The organism is Affinundibacterium macrobrachii (assembly GCF_014652415.1).
Taxonomy (GTDB): Bacteria; Pseudomonadota; Gammaproteobacteria; order Burkholderiales; family Burkholderiaceae_D; genus Undibacterium; species Undibacterium macrobrachii.
This window is the reverse complement of the sequence record NZ_BMYT01000001.1, coordinates 198,022-214,223: the sequence shown is the minus strand read 5'-3', so window position 1 is coordinate 214,223 and position 16,202 is coordinate 198,022. Positions and strand designations below refer to the sequence as shown.

9 protein-coding genes are annotated in these 16,202 nt (G+C 45.3%); 1 reads left to right on the top strand and 8 read right to left on the bottom strand.

What is annotated here, in order from left to right; genetic code table 11:
- Positions 1–148: 148 nt before the first annotated feature.
- Entirely contained in the window at positions 149–5,302 is a 5,154-nt protein-coding gene (locus tag IE103_RS00935; protein ID WP_189344145.1) for a hypothetical protein, read from the bottom strand.
- 305 nt (positions 5,303–5,607) lie between these two features.
- Between IE103_RS00935 and IE103_RS00930 the strand changes: the two genes are divergently transcribed.
- The gene (locus IE103_RS00930) at positions 5,608–6,774 is read left to right on the top strand and encodes a pyridoxal phosphate-dependent aminotransferase (protein WP_308426957.1); all 1,167 of its coding nucleotides are present in this window, start codon (positions 5,608–5,610) and stop codon (positions 6,772–6,774) included.
- A gap of 53 nt (positions 6,775–6,827) precedes the next feature.
- On the opposite strand, the gene IE103_RS00925 is transcribed toward IE103_RS00930, so the two are convergent.
- The 7 genes from IE103_RS00925 to gltA all read right to left on the bottom strand — a co-directional run bounded on the left by IE103_RS00925 (position 6,828) and on the right by gltA (position 16,184).
- Positions 6,828–7,184: a hypothetical protein gene (locus tag IE103_RS00925; protein WP_189344144.1), complete on the bottom strand. Its 357-nt coding sequence runs from the start codon at positions 7,182–7,184 to the stop codon at positions 6,828–6,830.
- 49 nt (positions 7,185–7,233) lie between these two features.
- Positions 7,234–8,343, bottom strand: a complete 1,110-nt coding sequence (zapE, locus tag IE103_RS00920) for a cell division protein ZapE (RefSeq protein ID WP_189344143.1) — start codon at positions 8,341–8,343, stop codon at positions 7,234–7,236.
- A gap of 144 nt (positions 8,344–8,487) precedes the next feature.
- A complete protein-coding gene (lpdA, locus tag IE103_RS00915) occupies positions 8,488–9,915 on the bottom strand; it encodes a dihydrolipoyl dehydrogenase (RefSeq protein WP_189344142.1) in 1,428 nt (475 codons plus the stop codon).
- Positions 9,916–10,010: 95 nt separating this feature from the next.
- The gene (locus tag IE103_RS00910; RefSeq protein WP_189344141.1) at positions 10,011–10,358 is read right to left on the bottom strand and encodes a PspC domain-containing protein; all 348 of its coding nucleotides are present in this window, start codon (positions 10,356–10,358) and stop codon (positions 10,011–10,013) included.
- Positions 10,359–10,383: 25 nt separating this feature from the next.
- Complete coding sequence (gene odhB, locus IE103_RS00905) at positions 10,384–11,637, bottom strand: 2-oxoglutarate dehydrogenase complex dihydrolipoyllysine-residue succinyltransferase (RefSeq protein ID WP_189344140.1); 1,254 nt, start codon at positions 11,635–11,637, stop codon at positions 10,384–10,386.
- Between the two features lie 75 nt (positions 11,638–11,712).
- Positions 11,713–14,568, bottom strand: coding sequence for a 2-oxoglutarate dehydrogenase E1 component (locus IE103_RS00900; RefSeq protein WP_189344139.1), 2,856 nt, complete (start codon positions 14,566–14,568; stop codon positions 11,713–11,715).
- A 311-nt stretch (positions 14,569–14,879) separates the two neighbouring features.
- Positions 14,880–16,184: a citrate synthase gene (gene gltA / locus IE103_RS00895; protein ID WP_189344138.1), complete on the bottom strand. Its 1,305-nt coding sequence runs from the start codon at positions 16,182–16,184 to the stop codon at positions 14,880–14,882.
- Between the last annotated feature and the right edge of the window lie 18 nt (positions 16,185–16,202).

Here is a 16,202-nt window from a genome sequence, read left to right as displayed (position 1 = left end):
GAAGTGTTTTGCTTGAAGCAAAAAAAAAGGGTGGAAAGTTCTAGCTTCCACCCTTTCGTTTTTTCTTTATGCGCCCTCTTTTGATTGCTAAGCAGTCAGCTTCTATGCTGGTGAAAAATCGTTTAAGAGGATTTAGCAATCACTAGAATCACTTGCTCACATCTTTGGCTGTCAACTTATCTCCTAACTGAACTGCTGACTGATCAGCTAACTGATAGCTCATACGCAAGTTGTCATTAACTGGTGTCTGATTGACTTTAAGGTTTGCTGTTGGAACGCTTGCTTTTGCCAGTTTAGGCAAGCTGACATTCGCAGCATTACTGGTTTGCGCTTGTAACATTCCCCAACTTGCAGCGCCAACCATACCAATACTCATTAAGACACTAAATAGCACCGGTGAGCGCAAACTACGGCGTTTGTTCACAGGCGTAAATGCATTCAGTTCCACCGGAATTGGTGATGCCTGCAATACTTCTTTGGCGCGATCACACCATTGCTGGTGATTACCTTGTTCCAAAGTCAAACGATCCAATAATTGCTTGGTCAATTCTTCTGCTGCCCGTTTTTCATTATCAATTTGCTGTTGCAAAGCCAATGAATTTTCTTTTTGCAAGCTCACCTCTTGCTGCAATTGCGCTTCCAAGACTTTGCTTTGCTCCATCAATGCTTGTTCTTCTGCACATTTTTGCTCAGCCAAAGCTAAGGCGGTTTGTTCTTGTTGCAGACGTTCTTGCATTAATTTTTGTGCTTCTTGCTCGCGTTGCAAACGCTCTGCATTGGTTTGACGTATTGTTTGTGCTTCAATAATTTGCTCTGCCAACAAACGGGCGATATGTTTTTCTGCCTCGGTGTTATCTTGTTCCAATTGCGTCAACAAAGTTTGTTGATCGCGATTCTTCAACATCGCCTCAGTTTGTACTACATCTTGCTCAGACTTTGCATTGGCGGCGATCGTTAACGCTAATTCCATTTCGAACTTAGCTTGTTCACTATCAGCGGCAAGACGCTCAGCTTCCAAACGTGCTTGTGCTTGCATCAATGCTTGCGATTCTAATTCAGCACGACGTTTTGATTCTTCAATGAGCAAGGTTTCTGCTTCCAATTTCAATTCGATGTCACGCAAAGTCGCTTGATGCAGCGCGCTTAATTCCTCTTCAGCAGCCAATTGTGCTGCTAACTTAGTTGCGACTTCTGCTTCCAATTCCATACGATTTAACTGTGCTTGCTGCAAGCTAAATAACTGATTTGCATTATCTTGTGCAGTGATTGCCGCAGTTGTATCTGCTTCTGCTTGTTGTTGCGCCAACACCTTGACTTCATTTTCAGCAGCGAAACGGTTTTGCATCGCGATTCTGGCTTCTTGTTCTGCGCAAATACGACGTTCACACTCTGCCAAGTACGCTTGCTCTGCTTCGATACGTTTTTGTGTCTCTTCTGCGAGGCATTGTTCGGCGACTGTTTTTTGCGCCAACACTTGCATTTCTTGAGACTCAAGCGCAACACGTTGTTTTTCAAACTGTTTTAATTCTTGGGCTTGCGCCAATCGGGCTTCAATCAAACTCAAGGCAGTTTTTTGTGCTTCAGCATGTTCACGAGAGGTGAGCAACAATGCGTTTTCAATTGCAAACTTTTCTTGAATAATTTGCGCTGCCAACGCTTCTTCTTCGGCGCGTTGACGTTCGGTTTCAGCTAACATAGTTTCTAAACGCAAGCGCTCATTCAAGGCCAACATTGCGCGCTGTTCGTCTGCGATTTTTTGTTGAATTTCTGCGTTCAATTGCATTTCGATGCGCGCTTGCTCTTCCGCAATCGCCAAAGCTTGCGCTAGAGATTGGTTCTTTTCTTCCAAGGAAGCTGTCGCTTGTTGTCTTGCAACGCTCTCTTTTTCAGCCAAAGCGAGATAGTTTAGTTCTTCTGCATTGAGTTTTTCCAACTCGATACGTGCTTGTTCATCTTGTTTTTGGCGTTGCGTCGCCAATGCTAATTTTTCTTCTTCTTTCGCTTGTAAGCGACTTGCTTCATCCAAGGCATTTTTCTCTGCCAACTGCGAAAACGCCAAAGCCTCTAATGCTTGTTTTTCTTGCGCGATGCGCGCTTCGTGCATTTGATGCAGTTTCAATTCTTCTTCAACACGCTGTTGCATAATGCGTGAAAAAATATTCTGAGCCTCGACATTGGCTGCCAATGCTTCGTGTAAAGCGAGTTCTTTTTCGAGCGCCCTGCCCGCTTCCTCCTGACCTACAACTGCAAGCTCTTCATTGATGACAGCTGTTTTCAAAGCTTGCTGTTCTGCTTTTTGCTGCTGCTCCAAGCTGATTAATGTACTTTGTTCGATCGCCAATTTCTCATTGGTTGTCATCAACAAAGCTTGGTCCGCAGCGTAACGCGCTTGTGCGGTCTTCTCTAATTCCGCAATGCGTTGTTTTTTCTGAATGAGGACTTGACGTGCCTGATCTTGCAAGTCAGCGTACGCATGAGCTTTTGCGTGTAGCTCCTGCTCATGAAGTAATTTATCCTGTTCCAATTGTTTCGCATTGCGTTCTGCCTGAGCGCGCTCTTCTGCTAATTTCGCATTTTGCTTTTCTAACGCTAATTTTTCTTCTGCTTCAGCCACTGCCTTGCGTTCTTGTTCTACACGCTGTTGTTGCAACTGTGCCTCTTGCATCGCAGCTTGCTTTTGCTGTTGCTCTAAATTGCTAATTTCTTCTAAGGTTTTTAAAGCAGTTTGTTGCGCTTGCAATTTCGTTTTTTCGATCTCAGCCAATTCGCAAGCACGCTTTGCGCGTAACTCGGTCGCTTCTTTGATTTGCTGCTCAAGTTGAATCTTTTCTTGATTTTGCAACAGCAATGCTTGTTCGGCTTGGGCTTTTTCTTCCAAAACCAAGCGGATTTTTTGTTCAGACGCCAAACGTTCTTGATTTAACTGGATTTGATTTTGCTCAGCTTCTGTCTTTGCTTGAATCTCGGCGATCAACTGTTGTTCGACTGCCTTTTTCTCTTCGATTAATGCAAGCTTACGCAACTCTTCTTGTTCGCGTTGACGCATTAATTTTGTCAATTCAACCGCTTCATTCGCTTTTGATTTAGCGACGTCGGCTGTTTGTTTTTGTAACTGCGCATGCTCCGTCATTTTTTGTAAACGCAATTGTTCGGCTTGCAGCAATTGCTGACGTGCGAGTTTCGATTCTTTCTCTTTTTCTTGGCGTGCGAACAGCATTTGCGCGTGTTCGCGGTCTGCTTTTGCACGTGCCAAAACTTGTTCTGCGGCTTCGCGCTCTGCTTCTAATTTTTCTTGATTGGCAATCGCTGCGTTGCGTTCTGCCTCGATTCGGAGTTGTTCTGCCTTCGTCATTTCGACCACTTGACGGGCCTTCAAAAGCGCTAAAGCAGCCGCTTTTCTTTGCAACTCCGCTTGTACTTGTGCTTGTGCGATCGCTTGGCGCTCGGCCTCTGTGCTCGCTTCTAATGCTTGTTGCTGTTGTCGCTCCAACTCTTCTTTTTGTGCAGCGAGAGCGATTGCTTCTTCCTCAGCTTGCAGGCGTGCAGCTGCAGCCAATTCAGCGTCTTTTTCGCTAGCGAGCTTTTCTTGGGTTGCTTGCAGCAATTTTTCAGCAGATTCAGCGCGACGTTTTTCTAATACAAGTTTTTCTTGAATTAATTCCAAAGCCTTACCTTCGGCTTCAACCCGCGCTTGTTGTGTTTCTAGTAGCTCCTGCGAATCTTGATTTTTCTGAATCGCGATCATTGCCAACTGTTGTCCCAGCTTGACGTTTTCAACCGTCTTTTCTAAGGCAATTTTTTCAGCAACGACTTTAGTTTCTTGCGCAATGCGAATCGCCTGCTGCGCTTGATGCTGCATGCTCAAAACTTCAGCTTGCGTTTCTTCAACTTTGGCAATCGTTTCGGCTTCTGCTTTCACCTTTTGCTCGACTAAGACCTTCGCCTGTATCGCTTTCGCTGCACGTTGCTCTGCTTCGGCGCGCATCTTTTCAGCCTTCGCCAATTCGATCACACTTTTGGCTTTGGAGTTGGCTGCTTGATTTGCTTGCTTCAAATATTCTGCCTGCAATGCGATAGCTGCCAATGCTTTTTGTTCAGCATCGGCTTTTTCACGCGCTAATTGAACGGCTTCGCGTTCTAATACGGCTTTTTCTTTAGCGTATTTTTCCGCGCGCTCTTCTTCTTCACGGCGTTGTTTCGCCATTTGCGTTGCTTCTAACTCCGCTTGGCGACGACGTTTTGCTTCTTCATTCGCCTGCTCTTCTGCATCTAATCGAGCGCGTGCATTAGCATCGGCATACTGTTCAGTTTCAACGCGCATTAATGCTTTAGATTGCAATTCTTTCTCGGCTTCGATGCGTGACTCGGTAGCATAACGAATTTTTTCTTCAGCCTCGCTGCGTGCAAGCGCTGCTTCGGCTGCAATTTTCTCTGCTTGTTCGCGTCGATTTGCTGCCGCAAGCAATGCTTCTTCTGCTTGTAGACGTAATTGAATTGCATCGGCTGCGCGTTTTTCGGATTCAACTCGTGCTTGTGCGATAGCCTCGTATTCGCGTTCTAACTCGGCACGCGCTCTTGCTTCTTCACGAGCACGAATTTCTAGGGGCGTGCGACTTAATGACACTTCTAAAGCAATTGCTTCGGCTTGATCGCGTTCACGACTAATTTGCTGTGCCTCGTTACGAATTTTTGCTAAGCGCTCTGCGTTGAGGCGAGCTTCACGCTCTTGACGTTCACGTTCTCTGGCTTGCTCTGCGATCTTTGCATCAACGCGCGCACGTTCGATGGCTTCTTGTTTCGCGGCATACGATGCGGCAGCACGCTCAGCCGCCCATTGCTTGGCATTTTCTGCTTCAGCTGCTAATTGTTCTGCATCTATTTTTGCTTTGAAATTAAGTTGCGTATCGATTTTGATTTGTTCAATCACCATTTTCTTCGCTGCTTGCTCATTTTTATAGCGCAAGCCAGCTTGAAATTTCGCTTCTTCTTTCAAGGATTTATGTTCTTCAGAATCTGAATCGACTTCAGATTCAATATTAGTCTGCTCATCAGCAGTTATTGGACTTGAACCTAACGCCGTCGAAGCCGACTCAAGCTCGATCGGTTTCGCCACTGCACTCGCTTCCGCTTGTGCTTCGACGCGGGCTATCGCTGCGCGAATTCCTTTGATGTCGATGCGAGCATGCGCAGCCAAACTTTCATCATTGACTAGATCCAACGCTGGACTATGCGCTTCATCCACAGCGTTTAACGCCATTGAGCCCATAGAGAGTCGGTTGATTATCATTTGGTTGTCGTTCATTGCACACCTCATCGTTTAGTGATGATAAATCTCTGAGTAGTCAGATTTATATAGCTTGAATTATCAAGCAATCACAAGAAAACAAAGTGCGAAGAAGAATGAGAAAAAGCCTGCAATTCCCGCTTTTGCGAATTTATCTTGGTTCACTTAAGACCTTACTTAAATGAGTATGAGCTTATAGTCAGAATATCTAAATCGTCGATATCTCGATACTTAAATAGCAAGTAGAATTGTTGCTTCAGTAATTAGTTCGTTTGTTGTCGAGTTTGTTTGGTTATTATCTCAATTCTTATTTCCTTTCATTTATGCAGATCACGCCTTCCGGTTTAATTGAATCTAAATTGCCAGCAGTAAAAACGACGATTTTTTCAAGCATGTCTCAGCTGGCACAACAACATCAAGCAATCAATTTGGGGCAAGGTTTTCCCGATTTTGATTGCGATCCAGCATTAATAGACTCCGTTCATCAAGCAATGCTGGCTGGCCATAATCAATATCCTCCCATGCCAGGCACACCGGTGTTACGCCAAGCGATAGCGACAAAAGTCAATGCGCTTTATCACGCACACTATGATGCAGATACCGAAATTACCGTCACAGCGGGCGCAACCCAAGCGATCATGACAAGCATATTGGCATGTGTACATCCAGGCGATGAAGTCATTGTCATTGAACCCGCGTATGACAGTTATATTCCGACCATTCAACTGGCTGGTGGGATTCCGGTGTTAGTTGGAATGCGATTTGAGAATAATCGGTTTTCAGTTGATTGGGATTTACTTGCATCCAAAATTAGTCCGAAAACACGATGCATTCTGATTAACTCACCACATAATCCAACCGGAATGAGCTTCAGTAAGGAAGATTTAGCAAGCTTGGCGAACATATTGCGCGATACCAGAATCTTACTGATTTCGGATGAAGTCTATGAACACATGGTATTTGATGGCAAACAACACCATTCAGTGGCATCGCATGCTGAATTGGCGCAGCGCAGCTTTATCATTTCTAGTTTCGGCAAGACCTACCATGTAACAGGGTGGAAAGTTGGTTACGTGTTAGCGCCGAAATTATTGACCGCTGAGTTTCGAAAAGTGCATCAATTCAATGTCTTTACGGTAAATACACCGATGCAAGTAGGCATCGCGCATTTTATGCAGGACCATCGTCATCACTTGCAGTTGCCTGACTTTTATCAACAGAAACGCGATGTTTTTCGTAATGCTTTAGCAAATTCTAAATTTAAGTTGTTGCCGTGTGATGGAACTTACTTCCAATGCGTCGACTATTCCGCCATATCAGATCAAACAGAACTTGAATTCGCAACTTGGTTGACCACTGAAATTGGCGTTGCGGCAATTCCGGTATCCGCTTTTTATCAAGAACAAAAACAAAACAAACTGGTGCGTTTTTGTTTTGCTAAGAAAACAGAAACCTTAAATGCGGCTTTAAAACGCCTTCAACAAATATAGCTGTGGCGCTTTATTGGTAGCTTAGCTAAAATTGGTCGCTTAGCTAAATTTTGTTAAAACTCTTGCGTCGTTGCCGGTTTTACGCGATCTGCACGAGCACGGCGCAAGAAGGATTTTGCTTCGACACTAATTGCCCGCAATATTTCTTGTAGTTCTCGGCGCTTTAGACGAACTTCTTGCAAACAAGAATTCGTGAAGAAATTATCCAAACAAGCAGATTCACGTTCCTGTAGCTGTGTTTGTAATTTGCCCTGCACCAAATCAAGCTTGCTCAAAGCCGCTTCAGCTAACTGTGATGAAGAAATACTGCCTCTAGAAAATTCTTTTTCCAGCGCGACGATGTCTGACTCGATCGCTAATTTATTTGCCTCATTCGCCTCATTAGCATAGACATGCGAATTTACGGTCATAAACAGACCTAAGATAAAGGCGAGCGTAATTTTTTTTATCATAAAAAGCTTAGCTATTTGAATGATCTAGCATCTCTACAATTTCGCGTTGCTCGGCGTTCATATACTCTTGTGATTGCATCTCGATAATCCGAGAGACTGTACGATGAAACTCATTCGATAAAGTTCCTTGCATGTACAGTAGTTCCGGCGCAACTTCTGCTGACATGATCAACTTAACTTTATTATCATAAAATACATCGATTAACCAAGTAAATCGACGCGCTTCAGAAGACATACCAGCCGACATTTGTGGAATTGACGACAAAATCACCGTATGGAATCGACTCGCGATTTCCAAATAATCATTTTGTGATCGTGGACCGCCACACAAGGTCGCAAAGTCAAACCAAATCGTGGTGCCGGCACGTCGTAAAGCTTTTAAACGACGCCCTTCGATATCCACATGCTGATCTTCTTCTTTGGTTTCTGCTAAACGTGTAAATGCTTCACGTAATTGCCTGTCGGTCTCAGCACCCAAAGGTGTTAAATACACTTCTACCTGTTCGAGCGCACGTTTGCGATAATCATTGCCAGAATCGACATTCAGAATATCCATACGTTCTTTGATCAAAGCGATCGTCGGCAACATGCGGTCACGATGCAGTCCATCTGGATAAAGCGTATCGGGCTGATAATTCGAAGTCATCACGAATGACACGCCATTATCAAATAGCGCTTTCATCAAATTATATAAAAGCATCGCATCGGCCACATCCGATACATGAAACTCGTCAAAACAAATTAATCGATACTTTTTCGCGATACGTGCGGCGACTTCATTTAATGGATCGGCGACACCTTTCAGCTCATCTAATTCACGATGTACGGCGCGCATAAACTCATGGAAATGCAAACGCGTTTTACGCACCACTGGCACCACGGAGTAAAAGCTATCCATTAGAAAAGATTTACCCCGACCTACTCCACCCCACATATAAACGCCACGCGGAACTTCAGGGCGACTAATCAAACGCACCAATCGATTGGAGCGCTTTGCTTTGAAAGTGACCCAATCGTCATAAGCGTGTTGCAATCGATCGACGGCACGCTTTTGCGCAGCGTCAATTTGAAAGCCGCGTTTGTCGATCGCTTCTTGGTAGAACTCGTGAACGTTCATGTCATTGCGTAAAAAATGAAACTATATAAACCGCAGAGGCGCAGAATACGCCGAGAAATCAATTATCTTTCTCAACGTGCTCTGCGCCTCTGTGGCTGAACTCTCTTTTTCTAAGAGATTAGAAAAAAACTTAGAAACGAATTATTAGAAGTTCAAAGAACGCTTATCGACAGCCAAAGCGGCTTCTTTCGTTGCTTCAGACAAGGATGGGTGTGCGTGGCAAATACGTGCAATATCTTCGGAAGATGCACGGAATTCCATCGCCACAACCGCTTCAGAAATCAACTCAGAAGCCATAGGACCAACAATGTGAACGCCCAAGATTTCATCTGTCGTTGCATCAGCCAAGAATTTCACCATTCCAGAGGTGTCGCCCAATGCACGCGCGCGACCATTCGCCATGAACGGGAATGTACCTGCTTTGTAAGCGACGCCATCCGCTTTCAATTGCTGTTCTGTACGGCCAACCCATGCGATTTCTGGTGAAGTGTAGATGACCCAAGGAATCGTATTGAAATTGACGTGACCATGTTGACCAGCGATACGTTCCGCAACTGCCACACCCTCTTCTTCCGCTTTGTGTGCCAGCATAGGTCCACGAACGACGTCACCCACTGCCCAAACGTTTGGCAAATTCGTTTTGCAATCACCATCAACAGCGATGAAGCCACGTTCATCCAAAGCCAAGCCAACCGCTTCTGCATTCAAACCATTGGTGTTCGGCGTACGGCCAATCGAAATGATCAGTTTGTCGAATACAGCTTTGTGTTCTGTACCTTTGTCATCGGTGTAATTGACTGTGACATCATTTGCACCTTTAACGATTTCACCGATCTTGACACCGAGATTGATAGACAATCCTTGTTTGACGAACAATTTATGCGCTTCTTTAGCGATTTGCTCATCCACCGCGCCCAAGAATGTTTGCAATGCTTCGAGTACAGTCACTTCAGCACCGCAACGACGCCAAACGCTACCCATTTCCAGACCAATAACGCCAGCGCCAATCACGCCTAATTTTTTCGGTACTGCGGCGATTTTCAATGCGCCATCATTCGACAAAATCAATTCTTCATCAAACGCTGCACCTGGCAATGAACGTGCATTCGAACCTGTTGCGACGATAATATGTTTGCCAGTAATGGTTTCTTCTGCCTTGCCCGCCACTTTGATTTCATAAGCGCCATCAGCAGCTTTAACAAACGAGCCATGGCCGTGGAAGAAAGTGACTTTGTTCTTTTTGAACAAATAGACGATACCGTCATTGTTTTGCTTCACAATGATGTCTTTGCGCTTGAGCATTTTCGCGACATCTAATTCCAAGCCACTCACACTGATACCGTGATCCGCAAAAGCGTGACCAGCGTGTTCATAGTGTTCGGAAGATTGCAACAATGCTTTTGACGGAATACAGCCGACGTTAGTGCAAGTACCGCCTGGTGCTGGACCACCTTTGTCGTTAGTCCATGCATCGATACAAGCTGTTGAAAAACCTAATTGTGCCGCGCGAATCGCAGCGATATAACCACCAGGACCGCCGCCGATAACGACGACATCAAATTGTTTGCTCATAGTCTTACCTTGTCAGGTTTACTTTTCAATAAATAATAGGAAATGAGAGTAGTCAGTTTTTATCCAACAAAACGTCGGCACTCATTTATAAGAACTTAGTCTTCTTCTGGGATAAAGATCCACGCCAGCAAATAGAAAATTATGCCGAAGCCAAAGCAGGCAACGAATATCACAAAAACCAAACGCCAAATCCACGACTGCATGCCGGTGAATTTACCGAGGCCGCCACAAACGCCACCTATCCATTGGTCTGTTTTTGAGCGACGCAAATAATTCAATTGCGCGAATGGATTTTCCTCACTCGAATTATTTGCCGAATTTCCAGCATTACCCGCATTCAATCCAGCTAATAATTTTTCTTTGGCCTGTGCAAACTCAGCATCAGTCAGTGCGCCCGACTGATGCAGTTTGTGCAGACGATCTATTTCGTCAGCAATATTCATAATGCGCTGGCTCTTTATCGAGAGATTAGAGGTCTAACAACAAGCGTGCTGGATCTTCCAGTGCTTCTTTCATCGCGACCAGACCAAGAACCGCTTCACGACCGTCGATGATACGGTGATCGTAAGACATTGCTAAGTAGTTCATAGGACGAACAACGATTTGACCGTTTTCAACCACGGCACGATCTTTCGTCGCATGCACGCCCAAGATCGCAGATTGTGGTGGGTTGATGATCGGTGTCGACAACATAGAACCGAACGTACCGCCATTAGAGATAGAGAAAGTACCGCCTGTCAAATCATCCAAAGTCAATTTACCGTCTTTTGCTTTAGCACCGAATTCGCCGATTTTCTTTTCAATTTCAGCGATCGTCATTTGATCTGCATTGCGCAAAATTGGCACCACCAAACCGCGTGGTGAACCCACTGCGATACCAATATCAAAGTAACCGTGGTACACAATGTCATTACCATCAACAGAAGCATTCAAAATTGGATATTTCTTCAATGCGGCAACTGCTGCTTTAACGAAGAAGGACATAAAGCCCAATTTCACGCCGTGTTCTTTTTCGAACTTGTCTTTGTACTTGTTACGCAAGTCCATGACTGGTGCCATGTTGACTTCATTAAATGTCGTCAAAATTGCGTTAGTAGATTGTGATTGCACTAAACGTTCGGCAATACGTGCACGCAAACGGCTCATAGGAACGCGTTCTTCTGGACGATCACCAAGATTAGCAACCGCTGGAGCTGCAACTTGTTGCAAAGCTGGTTTCGCAGCTACTGGAGCTGCCAAAGGCGCAACTGCTGGTGCTGCTTTACCTGCAACGGCAGCCAATGCATCACCTTTTGTTACGCGACCATCTTTACCAGTGCCATCAACAGCACCAGCAGACAAATTGTTTTCCGCTAAAATTTTTGCCGCAGCAGGCATTGCAATACCAGCAGCTGAACTAGCACTAGCGGCGGCTACCGGCGCGGCTGCCGCTGCGGTTGCAACTGGAGCTGCAGCCGCAGGTGTCGATGCACCAGCACTTGCTTCCGTATCCAGCATCGCAATCACTTCACCAGCAACGACTGTGCTTCCATCACCCTTGATAATTTGCGTAATTACGCCTGCGCCAGGTGCTGGCAATTCCAACACCACTTTGTCCGTTTCAACGTCAACTAAATTTTCGTCACGGCTAACTGCTTCACCGACTTTTTTATGCCAAGTGAGCAAGGTCGCTTCGGCGACAGATTCAGATAACTGAGGAACTTTTACTTCGATAATTGCCATGTTTATTCTCCGTGTAGGATGTCTATTTCTAATTCGGCACTGCGCTTTCTTTATTATTGGCAGTGCCGTCTAGGATTATTTGGTCAAGATGTAGCCCTTGAGTTTTGAAAAGGCTGCATCAAGCAATGCTTTTTGTTGCGCATAGTGCTTGTCGTAGTAACCGACAGCTGGCGATGCACTCGCAGGACGACCTGCGTAAGCAAGCTTCTGACCTTCATCCAAACTTTCAAAGATATTGTGTTGAATTTGGAACCATGGGCCTTGATTTTGTGGCTCATCTTGTGCCCAGACCAATTCCACCATGTTCGGGAATTTCTTCAATTCCGCGACAAAGCTCTTATGTGGGAATGGGTAGAGTTGTTCCACACGAATAATCGCTGTATCAGTTTGAGCGCGCTCTTTACGTGCGTTAACCAAATCATAGTAAACCTTGCCGGAACAAGCGATCACGCGTTTGACTTTCTTCGCATCGATAGATTCGTCCACTTCACCGATCACGGTATGGAAGCTACCTTTTGCCAATTCTGACAATGGAGAACCTGCATCCTTATTACGCAATAAAGACTTCGGCGTCATGATGACCAAAGGCTTACGGAATTGACGGATCATTTGACGACGCAACAAATGGAAAATTTGTGACGCTGTCGTTGGTTGAACAACTTGCATATTGTTATCTGCGCACAATTGCAAGAAACGTTCTGGACGTGCTGAGGAATGCTCTGGACCTTGACCTTCATAGCCGTGTGGCAGCATCATCACCAGACCACAAGCACGGCCCCACTTCACTTCGCCAGAGCTAATGAATTGGTCGATAACTACTTGCGCGCCATTTGCGAAGTCACCGAATTGGGCTTCCCAGATCGTCAAGGTATTTGGCTCTGCGCTGGAATAACCATATTCGAAGCCCAATACTGCCTCTTCAGACAAGACAGAATCAATCACAGTGAATGGAGCCTGTTTATCAGAAACATTTTGCAAAGGAATATACGTACCAGCATCCCAACGCTCACGGTTTTGATCATGCAATACCGCATGACGATGAACGAAAGTACCGCGACCGGCATCTTGACCAGTAATACGAATTGGATAGCCAGCTGCGACCAAGCTTGCAAATGCAAGATGTTCACCCATACCCCAGTCCAGATTCATTTCACCGCGACCCATTGCGGCACGATCAGCTAACACTTTTTCAACCAAGCTGTGCGGTTTAAAGCCTTCAGGAACAACGGTGATTTTCTCAGCCAAACGCTTTAATTCTGTAGTCGGAATCGCTGTATCCGCTGCATCAGTCCACTTGCGATTTAAGAATGGGATCCAATCAACAGCATATTTATTTTTGAAATTGGAAATCACTGGGTCATGCGTATGCTTACCCGCATCCATCGCATCGCGGAATGCCTTCGCCATTTCATCGCCAGTGTTTGCGCTGATCGTACCTTGTGCCGCCAATTTATCCGCATACATCTTACGTGTACCTGGATGCTTAGCGATTTTCTTGTACATCAATGGCTGTGTTAATGCTGGCGTATCTTGCTCATTATGACCAAGCTTGCGATAACAAATGATATCGACCACTACGTCTTTTTTGAACGCAACGCGATAATCGAGCGCAATTTGAGTTGCCAATACAACCGCTTCAGGATCATCTGCATTCACGTGCAACACTGGTGCTTCGATCATTTTTACAACGTCGGAGCAATATGTCGTAGAACGCGCATCACGTGGGTCAGAAGTCGTGAAACCAATTTGGTTATTGATAACAATATGCACAGTACCACCAGTGCCGTAGCCACGTGTTTGCGCCAAATTCAGCGTCTCCATCACCACACCTTGACCAGCAAAAGCTGCATCACCGTGAACCAAGATTGGCAACACTTGTGAGCCATCTTTATCGCCACGACGATCCATACGTGCTTTCACGGAACCTTCTACCACTGGATTAACAATTTCCAAGTGAGATGGATTAAACGCTAAAGACAAATGAACTGGGCCGCCTGGTGTAGAAATATCTGAAGAGAAGCCTTGGTGATATTTCACGTCACCCGCTGGTAAATCATCACCATGTTTGCCTTCGAACTCAGCGAACAAATCTTGTGGCATTTTGCCCAAGGTGTTTACCAACACATTCAAACGGCCGCGATGTGCCATACCAATGACGATTTCTTCAATACCGCGCTCACCCGCGCGTTGAATGGTTTCGTCGATAGAGGCGATAAAACTCTCGCCACCTTCGAGAGAGAAGCGCTTTTGACCTACATAACGTGTATGTAAATAACGCTCCAAGCCTTCAGCTGCGGTTAAGCGTTCAAGAATATGTTTCTTCTTCTCTGCAGTGAAATTCGGTGTGGAGCGAATTGATTCCAGTTTTTCTTGCATCCAACGCTTTTCGGCTGGATCGCTGATGTACATGAACTCAGCGCCGATAGAGCGGCAGTAAGTGTCACGTAATGAGTTGAGCAGGTCGCGTAAAGATGCTGTCTCTGTTCCAAAATAGGTATTGCTGATATTGAACTGTGTGTCCATATCTGCATCGGTAAAGCCGTAAAAACTTGGTTCCAATTCTGGCAGTGGCGGACGTTCTTGACGTTGTAACGGGTCGAGATTGGCCCAGCGACTACCTAAGAAGCGATAAGCTGCGATTAATTGCTGTGCGGCGACGCGTTTGCGTCCCATTTCAGCATCACCAGCTGCGCTTACCGTACGGATTGGACCTTGCTTAGCACGTTCAGCGAAAGACGCGATGACTGGCGCGTGAGCGACGTCAGGTTTAGCGGAACCATCAACTGCGGGAACGTGTTGCATGGCGTCGAAATACGCACGCCAATTATCTGGCACCGAGCCAGGATTGTTGAGATACGCCTCATACAGTTCTTCGACATACGGTGCATTGCCACCGAACAGATACGAGTTAGCGTTATATTGTTGCATCATATTGCTCACCTTTCTTCGCGCTTCGCGAGATTAGCGGGTTAATCTAACCTTCCGCGACACGGCCTGACCGGTTAGCGGATTGCACATCAAGTTGTGGGGAAGGACTCATTCGAAATTCGATTTTCAACGTAAGTTTTTATCCAGCATTCAAAGGAATACCACTTAAAACGGACAGGAGAAATATTGACTTTCAACATCAATCGCGAGAATAACATATTTCGTCATAAAAAAAGCGAGTAATTTCTACTCGCTTTTATAAAATATATTTAATCGCTTAAATAATACTTACAATTAAATCTAACTAATTTTGCTTAACGCTTATCGATTGCTGGCACATCGCGTTTTGCTGCGCCGACAAACAATTGACGTGGACGGCCAATTTTTTGTTCTGGATCAGAAATCATTTCTTTCCATTGCGCGACCCAACCTACTGTACGCGCTAAGGCAAAAATACCAGTGAACAATGCAGTTGGAATACCTAATGCACGTTGCACGATGCCAGAGTAGAAATCGACGTTTGGATACAATTTGCGTGATACGAAATATTCGTCTTCCAGCGCAATCTTTTCCAATGCCATTGCCAATTTAAACAATGGATCGTCTTGCAAGCCCAATTCGTTCAAGACTTCGTAGCATGTTTCGCGCATCAATTTCGCACGTGGATCGTAGTTTTTATACACACGATGACCAAAGCCCATCAACTTCACGCCAGAATTTTTGTCTTTTACTTGCTCGATGAAACGTGGAATATTGTCAACAGAGCCAATTTCTTCCAACATACTCAAAGCCGCTTCGTTTGCACCACCGTGTGCAGGACCCCATAAGCATGCAATACCAGCAGCGATACATGCAAACGGATTCGCACCTGAAGAACCTGCCAAACGCACCGTTGATGTCGATGCATTCTGCTCGTGATCTGCGTGCAAAATCAAAATACGATCAAGAGCACGAACCAACACTTCATTGACTTTGTACGGTTCACATGGATTCGAGAACATCATGTACATGAAGTTCGCGCTATACGACAAATCATTGCGTGGATACACGAATGGTTGGCCAATCGAGTATTTGTAAGCCATCGCTACTAAAGTTGGCATTTTCGCGATCAAGCGAATTGCTGAAACTTCGCGGTGGTGTGCATCATTGATATCTAAAGAATCGTGGTAGAACGAAGCCAATGCGCCGACTGTACCAACCAATACGGACATAGGATGCGCATCACGACGGAAACCGCGGAAAAAGAATTGCATCTGTTCGTGAACCATGGTGTGCTTGGTCACGGTATCAACGAATTTTTGCTTTTGTTCAGCATTTGGTAATTCGCCATTCAACAACAAATAGCAAGATTCCAAAAAGTCGCCACCATTTTGCGCCAATTGTTCAATTGGGTAACCACGATACAACAACTCACCTTTATCACCATCGATGTAGGTGATAGATGAATTACATGCCGCAGTCGACATGAAGCCCGGGTCATAAGTAAATTTACCTGTGGCACCGTACAATTTACGAATGTCGATTACGTCAGGTCCTATCGAACCTTTGTAAATTGGCATCTCGATCGATGGGGAGCCATCAGAGAATGATAGCGTTGCTTTTGTTTCAGAGTTAGTCATGGCTCTTCCTTCGTTGCA

What these genes read in the sequence shown, in the direction of transcription:
- IE103_RS00935 (WP_189344145.1), bottom strand. Translation starts at nt 5,302, where the DNA reads ATGAACGACAACCAAATGATAATCAACCGACTCTCTATGGGCTCAATG.
- IE103_RS00930 (WP_308426957.1), top strand. Translation starts at nt 5,608, where the DNA reads ATGCAGATCACGCCTTCCGGTTTAATTGAATCTAAATTGCCAGCAGTA.
- IE103_RS00925 (WP_189344144.1), bottom strand. Translation starts at nt 7,184, where the DNA reads ATGACCGTAAATTCGCATGTCTATGCTAATGAGGCGAATGAGGCAAAT.
- zapE (WP_189344143.1), bottom strand. Translation starts at nt 8,343, where the DNA reads ATGAACGTTCACGAGTTCTACCAAGAAGCGATCGACAAACGCGGCTTT.
- lpdA (WP_189344142.1), bottom strand. Translation starts at nt 9,915, where the DNA reads ATGAGCAAACAATTTGATGTCGTCGTTATCGGCGGCGGTCCTGGTGGT.
- IE103_RS00910 (WP_189344141.1), bottom strand. Translation starts at nt 10,358, where the DNA reads ATGAATATTGCTGACGAAATAGATCGTCTGCACAAACTGCATCAGTCG.
- odhB (WP_189344140.1), bottom strand. Translation starts at nt 11,637, where the DNA reads ATGGCAATTATCGAAGTAAAAGTTCCTCAGTTATCTGAATCTGTCGCC.
- IE103_RS00900 (WP_189344139.1), bottom strand. Translation starts at nt 14,568, where the DNA reads ATGATGCAACAATATAACGCTAACTCGTATCTGTTCGGTGGCAATGCA.
- gltA (WP_189344138.1), bottom strand. Translation starts at nt 16,184, where the DNA reads ATGACTAACTCTGAAACAAAAGCAACGCTATCATTCTCTGATGGCTCC.